The following is an 18,124-nucleotide window of genomic DNA, read 5'->3' on the forward strand; positions in this document are numbered from 1 at the left end:
TCACGACCTGCGTGAGTTACGCGGAGAGGGCAGCGCGGCCCTTGCTGCGGCGGTTCGCCAGGATGGCGCGGCCGGCACGGGTACGCATCCGCAGGCGGAAGCCGTGGGTCTTCGCGCGGCGACGGTTGTTCGGCTGGAAGGTGCGCTTGCTCACTCGGGGGCTCCAGAGAATGAATCGTTGTGGCGGGACATCGCCTGGCTGTCACCGTGCGCCCACGAGGAAGCTCGCGTGTTCGCCCGAGTGGCACCGCTCAACGACCACAGTCAGTGATCCTCGCCCATCGGTAGGCAGGCGGCAGCAGCCATCGACAACTCGACCTCGTTACGGTACGCGCGGCTACGCCATCCGGTCAAACCGAGGCGACACCGTCCCGCGCTGTGCACAGGCTGTGGACAACGACTTGAACCGTACCGGTCGCGCTGACTACCGTTGCCTGACCCCGGATTTTTGTCCCGACCGTCCCAAAGAACCACACATTCGTGGGACCCCCCTGTGAGAGAGCGTGCCCTGTGGCTGACGTACCTGCCGATCTTGCCGCAGTGTGGCCACGGGTGCTCGAGAAGCTCCTGGGGGAGGGACAGCAGGCGGTCGAGCCGAAGGACCAGCAGTGGGTCGAGCGCTGCCAGCCCCTGGCCCTCGTCGCCGACACGGCGCTGCTCGCCGTCCCCAATGAGTACGGGAAGCGCGTCCTCGAAGGCCGCCTCGCCCCCCTGATCAGCGATGCGCTCAGCCGCGAGTGCGGTCGTCCCATCCGCATCGCCATCACCGTGGACGACTCCGTCGGCGAGCCCGCACCGCCGGCCCCGCCCGCCCCGTCGCGCGGCGAGTCGTACGAGCCGTACGGCGGCCCGCGTCCCGGCGGGCACGCCGGTCCCGGGCCGGGCGACGACCAGTTGCCCACCGTCCGCCCGGCCTACCCGGACTACCAGCAGCCGCGCCCCGAGCCCGGCGCCTGGCCCCGCGGCGGCCAGCAGGACGACTACGGCTGGCAGCAGCCGCGCCTCGGCGGCTTCCCCGAGCGCGACCCGTACGCCTCCCCGCAGCCGGGCTACCTCCAGCAGCCCGAGTCCGGCGGCTACGACCAGGGCTCCTACGAGCAGAAGCCGTACGAATCCCAGCAGCCGCACCCTTACGAACAGCCGTACGAGCCGCCGTACGAGCCCTCGGGCCCGCGTCCGGGGCCCGGCCGGTCCGCACCGCCGCCGGCCCCGTCCGGCGGCTCCACCTCGGGTCCGCTGGAGCCGACCGCCCGGCTGAACCCGAAGTACCTGTTCGACACCTTCGTGATCGGCGCCTCCAACCGCTTCGCGCACGCCGCCGCGGTGGCCGTCGCCGAGGCGCCGGCCAAGGCGTACAACCCGCTCTTCATCTACGGGGAGTCGGGCCTCGGCAAGACGCACCTGCTGCATGCCATCGGGCACTACGCGCGGAACCTCTACCCGGGCACCCGCGTGCGGTACGTGAGCTCGGAGGAGTTCACCAACGAGTTCATCAACTCCATCCGTGACGGCAAGGGTGACGCCTTCCGCAAGCGCTACCGCGAGATGGACATCCTGCTCGTCGACGACATCCAGTTCCTCGCGAGCAAGGAGTCGACGCAGGAGGAGTTCTTCCACACCTTCAACACGCTCCACAACGCCAACAAGCAGATCGTGCTGTCCTCCGACCGGCCGCCCAAGCAGCTGGTCACCCTGGAGGACCGGCTCCGCAACCGCTTCGAGTGGGGCCTGATCACCGACGTCCAGCCGCCCGAGCTGGAGACCCGTATCGCGATCCTGCGGAAGAAGGCCGTCCAGGAACAGCTCAACGCCCCGCCGGAGGTACTGGAGTTCATCGCCTCCCGCATCTCGCGCAACATCCGAGAGCTGGAGGGGGCGCTGATCCGGGTCACGGCCTTCGCGAGCCTGAACCGGCAGCCGGTCGACCTGGGCCTGACCGAGGACGTCCTCAAGAACCTCATTCCCGGGGGCGAGGACTCGGCGCCCGAGATCACGGCCACGGACATCATGGCGGCCACGGCCGACTACTTCGGCCTCACGGTGGACGACCTGTGCGGCTCCTCGCGCAGCCGCGTCCTGGTCACTGCCCGGCAGATCGCGATGTACCTGTGCCGGGAGCTGACGGACCTCTCCCTGCCGAAGATCGGAGCGCAGTTCGGCGGGCGGGACCACACCACGGTCATGCACGCGGACCGCAAGATCCGCGCGCTGATGGCGGAGCGGCGCTCCATCTACAACCAGGTCACCGAGCTCACCAACCGCATCAAGAACGGCTGAGACGCCGCTTCCACGTCCCCACCCGTCGGACGTCTGCCGTGCCGGCATCCCGGCCCTCCAACGGCAGACGTCCGACGTCTGCCGTTGCGACGTCTGCCGTTGTGACGTCTGCCGTTGTGACGTCTGAACTGCTGCGGTGTCGGCGCACGCACCCGGCACGCCTGCACGTCCGGCGTCCGCCGTCCACATCCGCATCCACACCTGCATCCGACGGGCCGTCAACCGCCCCTCGAGGCCTCCCCAAACGCATCCACAGGGCGCATCCGGAGTAATCCGGGGGCGCCCTTCTTCGTGTGCGCGCCCCTCGCCTGTTCGAATACGCCCCCTGTGGAGCAACTTGTCCACAGATTGCGGGACTTTCTGCAGTCCACAGGATGGGGATCGATTTCCTCGCCCACAATCTGTCCACAGGGCCCCCGATTGAGGAACCATCAGCGCAGCTCACAGGCCTGTGGAATTGTGCGTGAGAGATGTCCACAGGCTGTGGACGGACGGTTCATCCACAGGCTCGTCCACCGCGTTGTCCACCGCTCACCCACAGGTTGCCCCATCCTGTGCACAGGTTCCGACGGGTTACCCACACCGCTGTCCACTGTTCGGCAATCGAGTGCCGCCCCTCACCACCCGGAGTGAAAGCCGTCACACAGAAGTCGACGTTTGGGCTGTGGAGTACTTGGGGAAAGCTGGGGACACAGCTGTGGAGTAGTCCGGGTCACCTGGGGATGGCCTGTGCAGAACTTTCTGTTCTCCACAGCACCCCCCTGTTGTCCACCGGTGCCACCCACAGGGCATGGGGATAAAAAAGGGGGCCTGACCTGCAGAAACGGGCTTATCCACGGTTTCCACAGGCCCTACTACTACCCCCAAGGACAGTTAGCTCGGATTCGGTTTTCAAGCAGGTGCTGTGCACAACGTGGTCGAGAGGCCTCCCCGACACCTCGCTGCCGATTTGACGGGCGGCAGCACCAGGTGTCGGCGCCGTACGTCAGACTGGTTCCCGGCATCGAGGCCCCGAGCCCTCCAAGGCACCGGGCCGGCGGGCCGACGACGAAGGCCGGTAGACGGACGAGCGAGCAACAGCAGGAGGCGGTTCCGGTGAAGATCCGGGTGGAGCGCGACGTACTCGCGGAGGCGGTGGCCTGGGCTGCCCGCAGCCTCCCGGCCCGGCCGCCGGTCCCCGTGCTCGCGGGCCTGCTGCTGAAGGCCGAGGACGGCACCCTGTCCCTCTCCGGCTTCGACTACGAGGTCTCGGCCCGCGTCTCCGTCGAGGCGGACGTGGAGGAGGACGGCACCGTCCTCGTCTCCGGCCGGCTCCTCGCCGACATCTGCCGCGCCCTCCCCAACCGGCCGGTGGAGATTTCCACAGACGGTGTACGGGCCACCGTGGTCTGCGGCTCCTCCCGGTTCACCCTCCACACCCTGCCCGTGGAGGAGTACCCGGCCCTGCCGCAGATGCCGACCGCCACCGGCACGGTCTCCGGCGAGGTCTTCGCCGCTGCCGCCGCCCAGGTCGCCATCGCCGCCGGCCGCGACGACACGCTGCCCGTCCTGACCGGTGTCCGCATCGAGATCGAGGGCGACCGCGTCACCCTGGCCTCCACCGACCGCTACCGCTTCGCGGTCCGCGAATTCCTGTGGAAGCCGGAGAACCCGGACGCCTTGGCCGTGGCCTTGGTGCCCGCCAAGACGCTCCTGGACACCGCCAAGTCCCTGACCAGCGGTGACACCGTCACCCTGGCGTTGTCGGGCTCCGGTGCCGGCGAGGGTCTGATCGGTTTCGAGGGCGCCGGCCGCCGCACCACCACCCGCCTCCTCGAGGGCGACCTGCCGAAGTACCGCACGCTCTTCCCGACGGAGTTCAACTCCATCGCCGTGATCGAGACCGCCCCGTTCGTCGAGGCCGTCAAGCGCGTGGCCCTGGTCGCCGAGCGCAACACCCCGGTCCGCCTGAGCTTCGAGAAGGGCGTGCTGACCCTGGAGGCCGGCTCCTCCGACGATGCACAGGCTGTGGAGCGCGTCGACGCCTCGCTGGAGGGCGACGACATCTCGATCGCCTTCAACCCGACCTTCCTGCTCGACGGTCTGAGCGCGATCGACTCCCCGGTCGCCCAGCTCAGCTTCACGACCTCCACCAAGCCGGCGCTGCTGAGCGGCCGCCCCGCGGTCGACGCCGAGGCGGACGAGGCCTACAAGTACCTGATCATGCCGGTGCGCCTGTCCGGCTGACGCCCGCTGTCCACAGGGCCCGGTCCCGCAGCCTGCGGAACCGGGCCCGACGGCGTTCCCGCCCCGCGCCCCGGCCCCCGTACGGCGGGTGCCTGGAGCGCCCGTGGCGCCGGCCGGCACCGCCCGGCGTAGGCTCGGAGCCGGGTCCTCCGGGTATCGGGGGAGTCCGGCACACACGGCCACAACGCTTAAGGAACCACCTGATGGAGCTCGGTCTCGTCGGTCTCGGCAAGATGGGCGGCAACATGCGCGAGCGCATCCGCCGCGCAGGCCACACCGTCATCGGATACGACCGCAACCCGGACCTCGCCGATGTCCACAGCCTGTCGGAACTTGTGGACGGCCTGCAGGCCCCCCGCGTGGTGTGGGTGATGGTCCCGGCCGGCGCCGCGACCCAGTCCACCATCGACGAGCTCGCGGAGCTGCTCTCGCCGGGCGACGTCGTCGTGGACGGCGGCAACTCGCGCTGGACCGACGACGAGAAGCACGCCGAGGAGCTCGCCGCCAGGGGCATCGGCTTCGTCGACTGCGGTGTCTCCGGCGGCGTGTGGGGCCTGGAGAACGGCTACGCGCTGATGTACGGCGGCGACAAGGAGCACGTCGCCGCGGTCCAGCCGGTCTTCGACGCCCTCAAGCCGGAGGGCGAGTACGGCTCCGTGCACGCCGGCAAGGTCGGCGCGGGCCACTTCGCGAAGATGGTCCACAACGGCATCGAGTACGCCATGATGCAGGCCTACGCCGAGGGCTGGGAGCTGCTGGAGAAGGTGGACTCGGTCACCGACGTCCGCGAGGTGTTCCGGTCCTGGCAGGAGGGCACGGTCATCCGCTCCTGGCTGCTCGACCTGGCCGTCAACGCGCTGGACGAGGACGAGCACCTGGAGCAGCTGCGCGGCTTCGCGCAGGACTCGGGCGAGGGCCGCTGGACGGTGGAGGCCGCGATCGACAACGCGGTGCCGCTGCCCGCGATCACCGCGTCGCTGTTCGCCCGGTTCGCCTCGCGCCAGGACGACTCGCCGCAGATGAAGATGATCGCCGCGCTGCGCAACCAGTTCGGCGGGCACGCGGTGGAGAAGAAGTAGCAGCCGCCGCGGGCGCAGTACCGCGCCCGCGGCACCCAGCAGTACCGCAGCACCCAGCAGTACAGAGCAGCACAGCAGGAAGCCGGGGGAGGTCGGCGCCGTATGCATGTCTCGCATCTCTCGTTGGCCGACTTCCGCTCGTACGCCCGGGCCGAGGTTCCCCTCGACCCGGGCGTCACGGCTTTCGTGGGCCCCAACGGCCAGGGCAAGACGAACCTGGTCGAGGCCATCGGCTACCTGGCGACGCTCGGCAGCCACCGGGTGTCCTCGGACGCCCCCCTCGTACGGATGGGGGCGCAGCGGGCCGTCGTCCGCGCTGCCGTCCGGCAGGGGGAGCGGCAGCAGCTGGTCGAACTGGAGCTCAACCCCGGGCGGGCCAACCGGGCCCGCATCAACCGGTCCTCGCAGGTCAGGCCGAGGGACGTGCTGGGGATCGTACGGACGGTGCTGTTCGCGCCGGAGGACCTGGCCCTGGTCAAGGGCGACCCGGGCGAGCGCCGCAAGCTCCTCGACGAGCTGGTGACGGCCCGCTCGCCGCGGATGGCGGGGGTCCGCTCGGACTACGAGCGGGTGCTCAAGCAGCGGAACACCCTGCTGAAGTCGGCCGCGATGGCGCGCAGGCACGGCGGGCGCTCGATGGACCTGTCGACGCTTGACGTGTGGGACCAGCACCTGGCGCGCTCGGGCGCGGAGCTGCTCGCCCAGCGGCTGGACCTGATCGCAGCCCTCCTGCCCCTGGCGGACAAGGCGTACGAGCAGCTCGCCCCCGGCGGCGGTCCGCTGGGCCTGGCGTACCGGTCCTCGGCGGGAGAGGCGGTCGACGCCGGGGCCGCGCGGACCCGGGAGGAGCTGTACGCGGTGCTGCTCGACGCTCTCGGGCAGGTGCGCAAGCAGGAGATCGAGCGGGGTGTGACCCTGGTGGGCCCGCACCGCGACGACGTCCTGCTGCGGCTCGGGGAGCTGCCGGCGAAGGGGTACGCGAGCCACGGGGAGTCGTGGTCGTACGCGCTGGCGCTGCGGCTGGCCTCGTACGAGCTGCTGCGCTCGGAGGGGGCCGAGCCGGTGCTGATCCTCGACGACGTGTTCGCAGAACTGGACGCCCGGCGCCGGGAGCGGCTGGCGGAGCTGGTGGCGCCGGCCGAGCAGGTGCTGGTGACGGCAGCTGTGGACGATGACGTTCCGGATGTCCTGTCGGGGACGCGGTTCGGGGTGTCCGGCGGTGAGGTGACCCGGCTGTGAACGAGCACAAGCGGAATCCGAAGGAGCCGGGCGGCACCGCACCGGAACGCAAGGCTCCGGAGCTCTCGGGCGTGGATCTCGCACGCCAGGCGCTGGCGGCGGCCCGGGAACAGGCGCGGGCGCGCGGCACCGCGGCCGGCGGCCGCGGCGGCCGCCACCAGCCCGGCCTGCGCTCGGGGGCGCGGGCGGACGGCCGGGACCCGATGCCGCTGATGGCGGCGTTGGACCGGCTGCGGACGGAGCGCGGCTGGGAGATGCCGATGGCGGTGGCCGGCGTGATGGAGCGCTGGCCGGAGATCGTCGGCCCGGAGATCGCGGCGCACTGCGAACCGGAACGCTACGAGGACCGCGAGTTGGTCGTGCGGTGCGACTCCTCCGCCTGGGCGGCGCAGCTGAAGCTGCTGGCCCCACAGCTGGTGGCCCGGCTGAACGCGGACCTCGGTCAGGGCACCGTCCGGTTGATCAAGGTGCAGGGCCCGGGCGGGAAGCCGAAGCGGTACGGACCCTGGCGCGCCCCCGGCAGCACGGGTCCGGGCGACACCTACGGCTGAGGCCCCGGCGGGCGCGGGTTCCGGCCCGGTGTGCGGGCTCCGGACGTTCGCGGCGCGGCGCCCGCCGCGCCGCCCTCGCGCCCTCGCGGCCGCGAGGCACCCCTCCGCACCGCCGCGCACATGCCTCGGCGACGGGCCGCACCGGCGGCCGCACCCGCCACGGCACAGCCGCGGCGGGACCCCGTCGAAGGGCCGGCGCGGCGCTGCCCGCAGGCCCCCGCACCCCCCGGCCCGGGTGGCGTCCCTCACGGTAGTGGAAGGTTGACAGCCCGAAGCGCTGGATGCCCGCGTGAGCCACTTTGAGCCCCGGTCTGAATATGGGGAGTCGGCCGAGGGAGGTTCAGGGCGGCACATGCGGACTCAGGTACCGGCAAACCCCCATCAGTGTCAGCGCTACCGGTAGACTGGTGATAAGAAGGCGCTCCCGTCCGCGGGATCCCGCCGACTGACCGCTGACAACGCAGATCGACGCAGCCGCTCCTGCTTGCATGCCTGCTGGGAGAACGGCCTGTGCTGTGCCAGAAAGGGCGCTTCGTGGCCGATTCCGGCAACTCCAACGAGAACAATCAGTACACCGGCAGCAACATCCAGGTCCTCGAGGGCCTGGACGCCGTACGCAAGCGACCCGGTATGTACATCGGCTCGACCGGTGAGCGCGGCCTGCACCACCTGGTCTACGAGGTGGTGGACAACTCCGTCGACGAGGCCCTGGCCGGGCACGCGGACACCATCGACGTGACCATCCTGGCCGACGGCGGCGTGCGCGTGGTCGACAACGGCCGCGGCATCCCGGTCGACATCGTCCCCTCCGAGGGCAAGCCGGCGGTCGAGGTCGTGCTGACGGTGCTGCACGCGGGCGGCAAGTTCGGCGGCGGCGGCTACGCCGTCTCCGGCGGTCTGCACGGCGTCGGTGTCTCCGTGGTGAACGCCCTGTCCACGAAGGTCTCGGTCGAGGTCCGGCGCGACGGCTACCGCTGGAGCCAGGACTACAAGATGGGCGCCCCCACCGCGCCCCTGGCCCGCAACGAGGAGACCGGCGAGCACGGCACCTCGGTCACCTTCTGGGCCGACGGCGACATCTTCGAGACCACCGAGTACTCCTTCGAGACGCTCTCCCGGCGCTTCCAGGAGATGGCCTTCCTCAACAAGGGCCTGACCATCTCGCTGACCGACGAGCGCGAGTCGGCCAAGGCCACGGCCGGCGCCGACGACCCGGAGGCGGACGCCGCCGAGCCCGTGGCGCGCACCGTCCGGTACCACTACGAGGGCGGCATCGTCGACTTCGTGAAGTACCTCAACTCGCGCAAGGGCGAGTTGATCCACCCGACCGTCATCGACGTCGAGGCCGAGGACAAGGAGCGCATGCTCTCGGTCGAGATCGCGATGCAGTGGAACTCGCAGTACAGCGAGGGCGTGTACTCCTTCGCCAACACGATCCACACGCACGAGGGCGGTACCCACGAGGAGGGCTTCCGCGCCGCGCTGACCTCCCTGGTCAACCGGTACGCGCGCGACAAGAAGCTGCTGCGCGAGAAGGACGACAACCTCACCGGCGACGACATCCGCGAGGGCCTGACCGCGATCATCTCGGTCAAGCTCGGCGAGCCCCAGTTCGAGGGCCAGACCAAGACCAAGCTGGGCAACACCGAGGCGAAGACCTTCGTCCAGAAGGTGGCCCACGAGCACCTGTCGGACTGGTTCGACCGGAACCCGAACGAGGCCGCGGACATCGTCCGCAAGGCCATCCAGGCCGCCACGGCCCGCGTCGCGGCCCGCAAGGCCCGCGACCTGACCCGCCGCAAGGGCCTGCTGGAGAGCGCCTCGCTGCCGGGCAAGCTGTCGGACTGCCAGTCCAACGACCCGACCAAGTGCGAGATCTTCATCGTCGAGGGTGACTCCGCCGGCGGTTCGGCGAAGTCCGGCCGCAACCCGATGTACCAGGCCATCCTGCCGATCCGCGGCAAGATCCTGAACGTCGAGAAGGCGCGGATCGACAAGATCCTGCAGAACACCGAGATCCAGGCGCTGATCTCCGCCTTCGGCACCGGTGTGCACGAGGACTTCGACATCGAGAAGCTCCGCTACCACAAGATCATCTTGATGGCGGACGCCGACGTCGACGGCCAGCACATCAACACCCTGCTGCTGACCTTCCTGTTCCGCTTCATGCGGCCGCTGGTCGAGGCCGGGCACGTCTACCTCTCCCGTCCCCCGCTGTACAAGATCAAGTGGGGTCGCGACGACTTCGAGTACGCGTACTCGGACCGCGAGCGCGACGCTCTGGTCGAACTCGGCAAGCAGAACGGCAAGCGCATCAAGGAAGACTCGATCCAGCGCTTCAAGGGTCTGGGCGAGATGAACGCCGAGGAGCTGCGCGTCACCACCATGGACGTCGACCACCGCGTGCTCGGCCAGGTCACCCTGGACGACGCCGCCCAGGCCGACGACCTGTTCTCGGTGCTGATGGGTGAGGACGTCGAGGCCCGGCGCTCCTTCATCCAGCGCAACGCCAAGGACGTCCGCTTCCTCGACATCTGAGTCGGTCCGCCGCTGACCGCCTGAAAGGATCTGAAGACCAGCAATGGCCGACGAAACCATTCCCACCAGCACCGAAGCCGCCGAGGAAGAGCCGCAGCTGCGCATCGAGCCCGTCGGGCTCGAGACGGAGATGCAGCGTTCGTACCTCGACTACGCGATGTCCGTCATCGTGTCCCGCGCGCTGCCCGACGTACGCGACGGCCTGAAGCCGGTGCACCGGCGCGTGCTGTACGCGATGTACGACGGCGGGTACCGGCCCGAGAAGGGCTTCTACAAGTGCGCCCGCGTCGTCGGCGACGTCATGGGTACGTACCACCCGCACGGCGACTCCTCCATCTACGACGCGCTGGTGCGCCTGGCCCAGCCGTGGTCGATGCGCATGCCGCTGGTGGACTCCAACGGCAACTTCGGCTCCCCGGGCAACGACCCGGCGGCCGCCATGCGCTACACCGAGTGCAAGATGGCGCCGCTGTCGATGGAGATGGTCCGCGACATCGACGAGGAGACCGTCGACTTCACGGACAACTACGACGGCCGCAACCAGGAGCCGACGGTCCTGCCGGCCCGCTTCCCGAACCTCCTGGTCAACGGCTCGGCCGGCATCGCCGTCGGCATGGCGACCAACATCCCGCCGCACAACCTGCGCGAGGTCGCCGAGGGTGCCCAGTGGTACCTGGCCAACCCGGAGGCCTCGCACGAGGACCTCCTCGACGCGCTCGTCGAGCGCATCAAGGGCCCCGACTTCCCGACCGGTGCGCTCGTCGTGGGCCGCAAGGGCATCGAGGAGGCCTACCGGACGGGCCGCGGCTCGATCACCATGCGGGCGGTGGTCGAGGTCGAGGAGATCCAGAACCGCCAGTGCCTGGTGGTCACCGAGCTCCCGTACCAGGTGAACCCGGACAACCTCGCGCAGAAGATCGCCGACCTGGTGAAGGACGGCAGGATCGGCGGCATCGCCGACGTCCGCGACGAGACCTCCTCCCGGACCGGCCAGCGCCTGGTGATCGTGCTCAAGCGCGACGCGGTGGCCAAGGTGGTGCTCAACAACCTCTACAAGCACACCGACCTGCAGACCAACTTCGGCGCCAACATGCTGGCCCTGGTCGACGGGGTGCCGCGCACGCTCTCCCTGGACGCGTTCATCCGCCACTGGGTGCACCACCAGATCGAGGTCATCGTCCGGCGGACGAAGTTCCGCCTGCGCAAGGCCGAGGAGCGGGCCCACATCCTGCGCGGCCTGCTGAAGGCGCTGGACGCGATCGACGAGGTCATCGCGCTCATCCGGCGCAGCGAGACCGTCGAGATCGCCCGTGAGGGCCTGATGGGCCTGCTGGAGATCGACGAGATCCAGGCCAACGCGATCCTCGAAATGCAGCTCCGCAGGCTCGCGGCCCTGGAGCGCCAGAAGATCGTCGCCGAGCACGACGAGCTCCAGGCGAAGATCAACGAGTACAACCAGATCCTGGCCTCGCCGGAGAAGCAGCGCGCGATCGTCAGTGAGGAACTGGCGGCCATCGTCGAGAAGTTCGGCGACGACCGACGCAGCAAGCTGGTGCCCTTCGACGGCGACATGTCCATGGAGGACCTGATCGCCGAAGAGGACATCGTCGTCACCATCACCCGCGGCGGCTACGTCAAGCGGACGAAGACCGACGACTACCGCTCCCAGCGGCGCGGCGGCAAGGGCGTGCGCGGAACGAAGCTGAAGGAAGACGACATCGTCGACCACTTCTTCGTCTCCACCACGCACCACTGGCTGCTCTTCTTCACCAACAAGGGCCGGGTCTACCGCGCCAAGGCGTACGAGCTGCCGGACGCCGGACGCGACGCCCGCGGCCAGCACGTGGCCAACCTGCTGGCCTTCCAGCCGGACGAGCAGATCGCCGAGATCCTCGCGATCCGCGACTACGAGGCGGCCCCGTACCTGATCCTGGCCACGAAGGCCGGCCTGGTGAAGAAGACGGCGCTCAAGGACTACGACTCGCCCCGCTCGGGCGGCGTCATCGCCATCAACCTGCGCGAGCGGGAGGACGGCAGCGACGACGAGCTGATCGGTGCCGAGCTGGTGTCCGCCGAGGACGACCTGCTGCTGATCTCCAAGAAGGCGCAGTCGATCCGCTTCACGGCGTCCGACGACGCGCTGCGCCCGATGGGCCGCGCGACCTCCGGTGTGAAGGGCATGAGCTTCCGCGAGGGCGACGAGCTGCTCTCCATGAGCGTGGTGCGGCCCGGTACGTTCGTCTTCACCGCGACCGACGGCGGCTACGCCAAGCGGACGCCGGTCGACGAGTACCGCGTGCAGGGCCGTGGCGGTCTGGGCATCAAGGCCGCCAAGATCGTGGAGGACCGCGGTTCGCTCGTCGGGGCGCTCGTGGTCGACGAGGCGGACGAGATCCTCGCCATCACGCTCGGCGGCGGTGTGATCCGTACGCGAGTCAACGAAGTCAGGGAGACCGGCCGTGACACCATGGGCGTCCAGCTGATCAATCTGGGCAAGCGCGATGCCGTGGTAGGTATCGCTCGTAACGCCGAGGCCGGTCAGGAAGCTGATGAGGTCGACGAAACCGGGGCAGTCGAAGGACTGGCCGCCGAGGCCGCCGAGGGTGTGGAGCCCTCGGCCGGGGAGCACGAGGAGTAAGTCGTGAGTGGAGCCACGGGCGCCGGACCGGCCAGAACCGAGGAGGACGGTGCCCGTGGCCCCGCCGCGGACTCCGAGGGCGGTGCCGACGCCTCCGAGAGCGGGGGGACAACCGTGACGGACACGCGAGGGCCGGAGCAGAAGCCCAAGGCCAAGCAGAAGCCGAAGCCGAAGCCCAAGCCCAAGCAGGACGAGCCGGCCGCCGATGCGCAGCCGTACCACCCGCCGCAGGCCTACGCGGCCCCCTCGGGCCCGGGCGCGTCCCGGGGTGCCGGGGACTCCGCCGGGCAGCGCAAGCCGCGTACGGGGGCCCGTGTGACCCCCAGGACGCGCAAGGCGCGGCTGCGGGTGGCCAAGGCCGATCCGTGGTCGGTGATGAAGGTCAGCTTCCTGCTGTCGATCGCGTTGGGCGTCTGCACCATCGTGGCGGCGGCGGTGCTGTGGATGGTCATGGACGCCATGGGCGTCTTCTCGACCGTGGGCAGCACGATCAGCGAGGCGACGGGGTCCAGCGAGAGCAACGGCTTCGACCTCCAGGCGTTCCTGTCGCTCCCCCGGGTGCTGGTCTTCACTTCGGTGATCGCCGTGATCGACGTCGTGCTGGCGACGGCGCTGGCGACGCTGGGCGCGTTCATCTACAACCTGTCGGCCGGCTTCGTCGGCGGTGTGGAGCTCACGCTCGCAGAGGACGAGTGACCGTCGGATGACCTGCGGGGAAGCCCCCGCGGATCGGATTTTGGCGGGACCGCGTCTGTGCGCTAATCTTCAGGAGTCAGCGCGCAGCGCGGAGGGGCTATAGCTCAGTTGGTTAGAGCGCATCCCTGATAAGGATGAGGCCACAGGTTCAAATCCTGTTAGCCCCACAGTATGGAAGACCCCCAGGCCGGACGGCCCGGGGGTCTTCGTCGTTGGGCCACCGGGGCTTCCCAGGTCACCGAACGGTATCGATCGGTGTGTATTGTTGGCCGCCAGAAGTACCCAACGACGACGAAAGACGAGGTCGCGCGGTGAAGAAGCTGCTCCTGGTCGCACTGGCCGCCATCGGCGGTCTCCTCGTGTACCGCCAGATCCAGGCGGACCGCGCCGAGCAGGACCTGTGGACGGAGGCTACCGACTCCGTGCCCTCCGGTTCCGGCGTGTGAGACCCCAAGGCTGATCCATGAAGCCCCGGCTGCCACTGCGGCCGGGGCTTCATGCTGTTCCGATTTGTAAAGATTTGCGTTGCTTGAGCAAAAACCGGGGGTGGTTGTGATGGGGCGGTTGCGGACGGCGGGGCCGGCCGTCGTGGCGGTGGCGGCGGCCCTGGGGCTGACGGTCGTCCCGTCGGGGGTCGGACACGCGGCGGCGGAGCCGCTGCCCCCGTACCGGCCGGCGCAGGACGCCCAGAAGGTGGAGGGCGCCGCGAACACGGCCGATGCCCCGCAGGTGCAGCCCGGCAAGGTCTACACGGACACCATGGCCCCCGGTGAGCGCTACTACCGGCTCAACCTGGACGACAGGTCCAGCGTGTACGTCTCCGCGGTCCTGCAGCCCTCCCCCGGCACGAAGATCGGCTCCAGCGGTGACGGCATCGAGGTCAGCGTCATGACCACCGGCGGCCAGGAATGCCAGGGCAGCCGGGGCAGGGCGGCCTTCGGGTACGGAGGCGGCGCCCGACCGATCGGCGCCGCGGGTCTGCGCGCGCTGAAGGAGGACGCCGACTGCCAGCAGGCGGGCGTGTACTACGTGAAGGTCGTCCGGGAAGCCGCGAAGGGCTCCGACCAGGCGGCGTGGCCCATGGAGCTGAAGGTGTCGCGCGAGCCGGGTCTGAAGACCGGCAGTGCGCCCGTGCCCGCACCCAGCTCCTGGCCGTCGGCCCCGCCGGTGGCGCCGGGCAGCGAGGCGGTGCCGCGGGAGGGCGGCACCGGCTTCAATGACGCCCGCGGGCTGGGCGCCGGGGTGTGGCGCGACGGGCTGCGGCCGGGGCAGACGCGGTTCTACCGGGTGCCCGTGGACTGGGGGCAGCAGCTGACGGTGAGCGCCGAGCTGGCGGGCGCGAAGCGGACCAAGGAGTACGCCTCGGCCTCCACGGGGCTGATGGTCAGCGTGTACGCCCCGTACCGCGGCCTGCTGGCCGACAAGGACGTCAGCTACAACGGCAAGCAGGCGAGCCTGTCCCTGCCGCCGACGGCACCGGTCGCCTACGAGAACCGGTTCGCGTCCGACGACGCGGTGCGCTCGGCGGGGACGGCCGGCTGGTACTACGTGGCGGTCACGCTGGGCGAGAAGGTCGCGGAGTTCACCGAGGACGCCACCCCCGTGCCGCTGACGCTGCGGCTGAACGTGGAGAACAAGGCCGTGCCCGCGCCCCCGTACGCGGAGAGCCCGGCGAAGGCGGGCTTCGCCGTGGAGGAGGACGACCGTGCGGCCGCCCGGGACGGGTTGACGGAGCCGGAGGCGCTCGCGGCGGCCGACCGGCGCCGGACCATGGGCGTGGTCGCCGTCGGCGGCTTCGGCACGGGGACGGTGTTGCTGCTCGTCCTCGGCGGCTGGGTGCTGCTGGCCCGGCGCGGACGGAGCGCCTGAGACGCGGCTGCCGTCGCAGCCGCGTCCGAGGGGGTTCTCCCGCAGGCGGCCGTCAGAGCTGGGTGAGGGCCCAGGTGCCCACCGCGAAGCACAGCAGCGCGGCGGCCAGGAGGGCCGCGGTGGCCGTCCGCGGCGGCGGGGCGATCCTGCCGGTCCGGGTGGGTGCCGGGGCGGGAGTCGGGGCCGGTGCTGCCGGGTACGGGCTGGTGGGGGGTTCGGGCGGGGCCAGGTGGAAGCTGCCGGTCACCGAGGCGGCAGGGGCGGCGACCGGGGCCGGAGCCGGGCCAGGAGCCGCGGAGGGGGCGGTCGCGGGTGTGCTCGCGGTGGCCGCCGTCCCCCGGGGATCGGTACGGGTGGGCTCCGCCGCCCACGTCGCGGCCGTCGCAGTCGCCGCCGCCGTCGGGGCGGGCGCGGGAGGCGCGGCCTGCGGGGGCACCGGGAAGGCCGTCGGGGTGCCGGGAGCGGCCGGCTGCGCGGGGGCCGGGGCGGACGGTGCTGCCTGGGCTCCGGCCGGGTCCTGCGGTCCCTGCGGGCCGAAACCGGGGGGCAACGGCCCGAGTTGGTCGAAGACCTCCACCGGGTCTGCGTCGGGCGTGGCCGGCGGCAGCAGCTCAACGGCCTCGGCAAGGGCCCTGCGGACCCCTGTGGCGGTCTTGAAGCGGCTCTGGGGGTCCGGCTGCAGGAGGTTCGCGATCACGTCCCAGAGCGGCGCAGGGACGCCCTCGGGCACGTCCGGGACGCCGTAAGCGAGGAACTGCTCCACCAGCGCCGTGGAATCGGGCTTGCGGCCCTGCAGCAGGTAGAGCGCGACCAGCCCGACGGCGAAGAGGTCGGCGGCGAAGTCCGGTTCCGCCCCGCGCAGTTGCTCGGGGGCGAAATAGCCCGGCGTCCCCACCACGTAGTCGGTCTCGGTCAGGCGCGGTTCGCCCTTGCGCATCGAGATGCCGAAGTCGGACAGCCGCAGGTGCGGCCGTCCGGTTCCCGTCGCCTCCATCAGGATGTTGGCCGGCTTGATGTCGCGGTGGATGACGCCCTCCGCGTGCACCGCCGCCAGCCCCGACAGGAGCTGGTCGAGGAGGGTGCAGACGAACCGCGGCGGCAGCGGGCCGTAGTCCCCGATCACGTGGGCGAGGGACCCGCCGGAGACGAGGTCCATGGTGAACAGGACCTTGTCGTCGTCCGCCGCCCAGCTGGCGGGGGCCAGGACGTGCGGGTGATCGATCCGCAGGGCCTGCTCCCGGACGAACCGCAGCAGCGTGTGGGCGTCGCCCTGCTGGAGCACCTTCGCCGCCACGTACCGGCGGCGGCGCCGGTCCCATGCCCGCCACACCGCACCCGCCCCGCCGCGCCCGATCGGGTCGATCAGTTCGTACCGGCCGGCGAAGACCTCACCCATAGCTGTGTCCGTCCCCCGTTGTCCTCGTCCGCCGTGCGCCGGTGTCGTGCGTGCCCGGTGCGGTGCGCCCGGTGCCGAGCGCGTCAGTTCTGGTGGGCCTCGTAGTGGGCCACCGCGTCGGCGGTGCGCCCCGCGCCGTACACCCGGAGGAACTCTGCCAGTTCCGGGTGGGTGGGGGCGAGACTGTTCGCCGCGTCGATGATGTCGCCGGCCGCGGAGACCGAGCGCAGCAGCGACTGGATCTCGCGGACGACGCGCTTGACGGTCGGGGCGCCGGAACCGGTGCTGGTCTGACCGCTGTTGATGAGGACGGAGCCCCCCTGGGTCCGCTTGATCTCGTCCATCCGGTCGGTGGCCTCGGCGGCGCTGACGCTTCCGTCCGCCACCTGGCTCGCCAGGTCCTGGAGCGCCTGGACGCGCTGGACCACTGCGGGGTTTCCGATCTTGGCGCGCTGGCCGCTCATCAACTGGGAGAGCATGGGTGCCGACAGGCCGAGGACGGCAGCGAGGCGGGCCTGGTTCAAGCCGAGGTCGTCTATGAGCCGGCGGAACAGCGCACCGAGGGGTTCCCCGTACCAGCTGCGCTGAAGTTCTCTGGCTCTGGCTGTAGCCTCTTGCTGTACTGCGTCCACGCGTCCTACTCCCCTTCGCTGGTGCGAACCTCGCGAGCATCTTACGGAGAGTGGTCGCACGGTGGGAGTCCCCATCATTTTTGCGGGATGAGGGGGAGAACCCGGTACTCTGTTCTGCGGAACGACCACTCCTTCGCGGGAGGGGGTCGCGTCCTCCCTTTCGGGGCTTTAGCTCAGTTGGTAGAGCGCTGCCTTTGCAAGGCAGATGTCAGGAGTTCGAGTCTCCTAAGCTCCACTTCTACACCCCTTCTGACCTGCGGAAACGCGGTCGGGAGGGGTTTTTTCGTGCCGCTTCCGGCAATGTTTCACGTGAAACGGCGGACGTGCCTCGCCGCCCCGGTGCCCCCGGATGGGCCCGTCGCAGGGCCGGGGGGCGCCTTCTGGTCGACAGTGGGGACAGGCACCGAGCCCACGGGGCGAGACCACTTCGGAGGCGCACAGACATGGGACTCTTCGACTTCCTCAGGTCCGAGAAGAAGAAACGGGCTGCCGCCGGGAAGGCGGCCGCGCCCCCGGCCGCCGACTACGCGACGACCTACGCAGATGCGGTCGCGGCCACCAAGGAGGCCGCCGAACGGATGGCAGCCGCGGCCCCGCCGAAGCCCGCCCCCGCCCCGCCCAAGGCCGGGCGGCCCCCGCAGCGGCCTGCCACGGCCGCCCACCCGCCCCACACCCCCACTCCCGCGTCCGCCGCGCACAAGGCGGTCCCCGCAGCCCCGGCGCCCCCGGGGCCGACCGGGACCGGGGCCGTGACACGCACGTACACCGTCCGGGCCGGTGACTCGCTCACCTCGATCGCCCTCCGGGAGCTCGGCAACGAGGGCCGCTGGCGCGAGCTCTACGCCATGAACCGGGGCGTCATCGGAGCCAACCCCCATCTGATCCACCCCGGTCAAGTGCTCACCCTGCCCGGCACGTCACCCCGTTGATCTCACGTCAGGCGGGGGGAACGACGCGTGGGGCCGGATCCGAGGGATCCGGCC

General features: G+C 70.5%; 14 protein-coding genes and 2 tRNA genes. 13 read left to right on the plus strand and 3 right to left on the minus strand.

Features of this window, described 5'->3' with window-relative positions; translation table 11 throughout:
- Positions 1 to 16 precede the first annotated feature (16 nt).
- Positions 17 to 154 (minus strand): 50S ribosomal protein L34, encoded by a 138-nt coding sequence (gene rpmH, locus ACFV7Q_RS21625; RefSeq protein ID WP_018547628.1) that lies wholly within the window; start codon positions 152 to 154, stop codon positions 17 to 19.
- Between the two features lie 398 nt (positions 155 to 552).
- Here rpmH and dnaA point away from each other — a divergent pair, with 398 nt between their 5' ends.
- The 11 genes from dnaA (at position 553) to ACFV7Q_RS21680 (ending at position 15,113) form a co-directional block, all read left to right on the plus strand.
- Positions 553 to 2,277 carry a chromosomal replication initiator protein DnaA gene (gene dnaA, locus ACFV7Q_RS21630; RefSeq protein ID WP_385430648.1) on the plus strand — a complete coding sequence of 575 codons (1,725 nt, stop codon included), beginning with the start codon at positions 553 to 555 and terminating at the stop codon, positions 2,275 to 2,277.
- Positions 2,278 to 3,372: 1,095 nt separating this feature from the next.
- Complete coding sequence (gene dnaN, locus ACFV7Q_RS21635) at positions 3,373 to 4,503, plus strand: DNA polymerase III subunit beta (protein ID WP_385430650.1); 1,131 nt, start codon at positions 3,373 to 3,375, stop codon at positions 4,501 to 4,503.
- A gap of 203 nt (positions 4,504 to 4,706) precedes the next feature.
- A complete protein-coding gene (gene gnd / locus ACFV7Q_RS21640) occupies positions 4,707 to 5,582 on the plus strand; it encodes a phosphogluconate dehydrogenase (NAD(+)-dependent, decarboxylating) (protein ID WP_385430652.1) in 876 nt (291 codons plus the stop codon).
- Positions 5,583 to 5,684: 102 nt separating this feature from the next.
- A complete protein-coding gene (gene recF / locus ACFV7Q_RS21645) occupies positions 5,685 to 6,821 on the plus strand; it encodes a DNA replication/repair protein RecF (protein ID WP_385430654.1) in 1,137 nt (378 codons plus the stop codon).
- Positions 6,818 to 7,372, plus strand: coding sequence for a DUF721 domain-containing protein (locus ACFV7Q_RS21650; RefSeq protein ID WP_385430655.1), 555 nt, complete (start codon positions 6,818 to 6,820; stop codon positions 7,370 to 7,372). Before recF ends, ACFV7Q_RS21650 begins: the two co-directional genes overlap by 4 nt.
- 510 nt (positions 7,373 to 7,882) lie before the next feature.
- Positions 7,883 to 9,910 carry a DNA topoisomerase (ATP-hydrolyzing) subunit B gene (gene gyrB / locus ACFV7Q_RS21655; RefSeq protein WP_385430657.1) on the plus strand — a complete coding sequence of 676 codons (2,028 nt, stop codon included), beginning with the start codon at positions 7,883 to 7,885 and terminating at the stop codon, positions 9,908 to 9,910.
- Between the two features lie 43 nt (positions 9,911 to 9,953).
- A complete protein-coding gene (gyrA, locus tag ACFV7Q_RS21660) occupies positions 9,954 to 12,548 on the plus strand; it encodes a DNA gyrase subunit A (RefSeq protein ID WP_385430659.1) in 2,595 nt (864 codons plus the stop codon).
- 3 nt (positions 12,549 to 12,551) lie between these two features.
- Entirely contained in the window at positions 12,552 to 13,244 is a 693-nt protein-coding gene (locus tag ACFV7Q_RS21665; RefSeq protein ID WP_385430661.1) for a DUF3566 domain-containing protein, read from the plus strand.
- A 93-nt stretch (positions 13,245 to 13,337) separates the two neighbouring features.
- A tRNA-Ile gene (locus ACFV7Q_RS21670) sits at positions 13,338 to 13,411 on the plus strand.
- Positions 13,412 to 13,555: 144 nt separating this feature from the next.
- Positions 13,556 to 13,690 (plus strand): DLW-39 family protein, encoded by a 135-nt coding sequence (locus ACFV7Q_RS21675; protein ID WP_208809277.1) that lies wholly within the window; start codon positions 13,556 to 13,558, stop codon positions 13,688 to 13,690.
- 109 nt (positions 13,691 to 13,799) lie between these two features.
- Entirely contained in the window at positions 13,800 to 15,113 is a 1,314-nt protein-coding gene (locus tag ACFV7Q_RS21680; RefSeq protein ID WP_385430662.1) for a hypothetical protein, read from the plus strand.
- A 52-nt stretch (positions 15,114 to 15,165) separates the two neighbouring features.
- Here the strand turns inward: ACFV7Q_RS21680 and ACFV7Q_RS21685 are convergent, their stop codons facing one another.
- Both ACFV7Q_RS21685 and ACFV7Q_RS21690 read right to left on the minus strand, forming a co-directional pair.
- Positions 15,166 to 16,509 carry a serine/threonine-protein kinase gene (locus tag ACFV7Q_RS21685; RefSeq protein ID WP_385430664.1) on the minus strand — a complete coding sequence of 448 codons (1,344 nt, stop codon included), beginning with the start codon at positions 16,507 to 16,509 and terminating at the stop codon, positions 15,166 to 15,168.
- Between the two features lie 83 nt (positions 16,510 to 16,592).
- A complete protein-coding gene (locus ACFV7Q_RS21690; protein WP_385430666.1) occupies positions 16,593 to 17,141 on the minus strand; it encodes a helix-turn-helix domain-containing protein in 549 nt (182 codons plus the stop codon).
- A 162-nt stretch (positions 17,142 to 17,303) separates the two neighbouring features.
- Here ACFV7Q_RS21690 and ACFV7Q_RS21695 point away from each other — a divergent pair.
- Positions 17,304 to 17,376 (plus strand) — tRNA-Ala (locus ACFV7Q_RS21695).
- Between the two features lie 208 nt (positions 17,377 to 17,584).
- Positions 17,585 to 18,070, plus strand: coding sequence for a LysM peptidoglycan-binding domain-containing protein (locus ACFV7Q_RS21700; protein WP_385430668.1), 486 nt, complete (start codon positions 17,585 to 17,587; stop codon positions 18,068 to 18,070).
- Positions 18,071 to 18,124: the final 54 nt, after the last annotated feature.

It is taken from the genome of Streptomyces sp. NPDC059851 (genome assembly GCF_042732005.1).
Classification (GTDB): Bacteria; Actinomycetota; Actinomycetes; order Streptomycetales; family Streptomycetaceae; genus Streptomyces.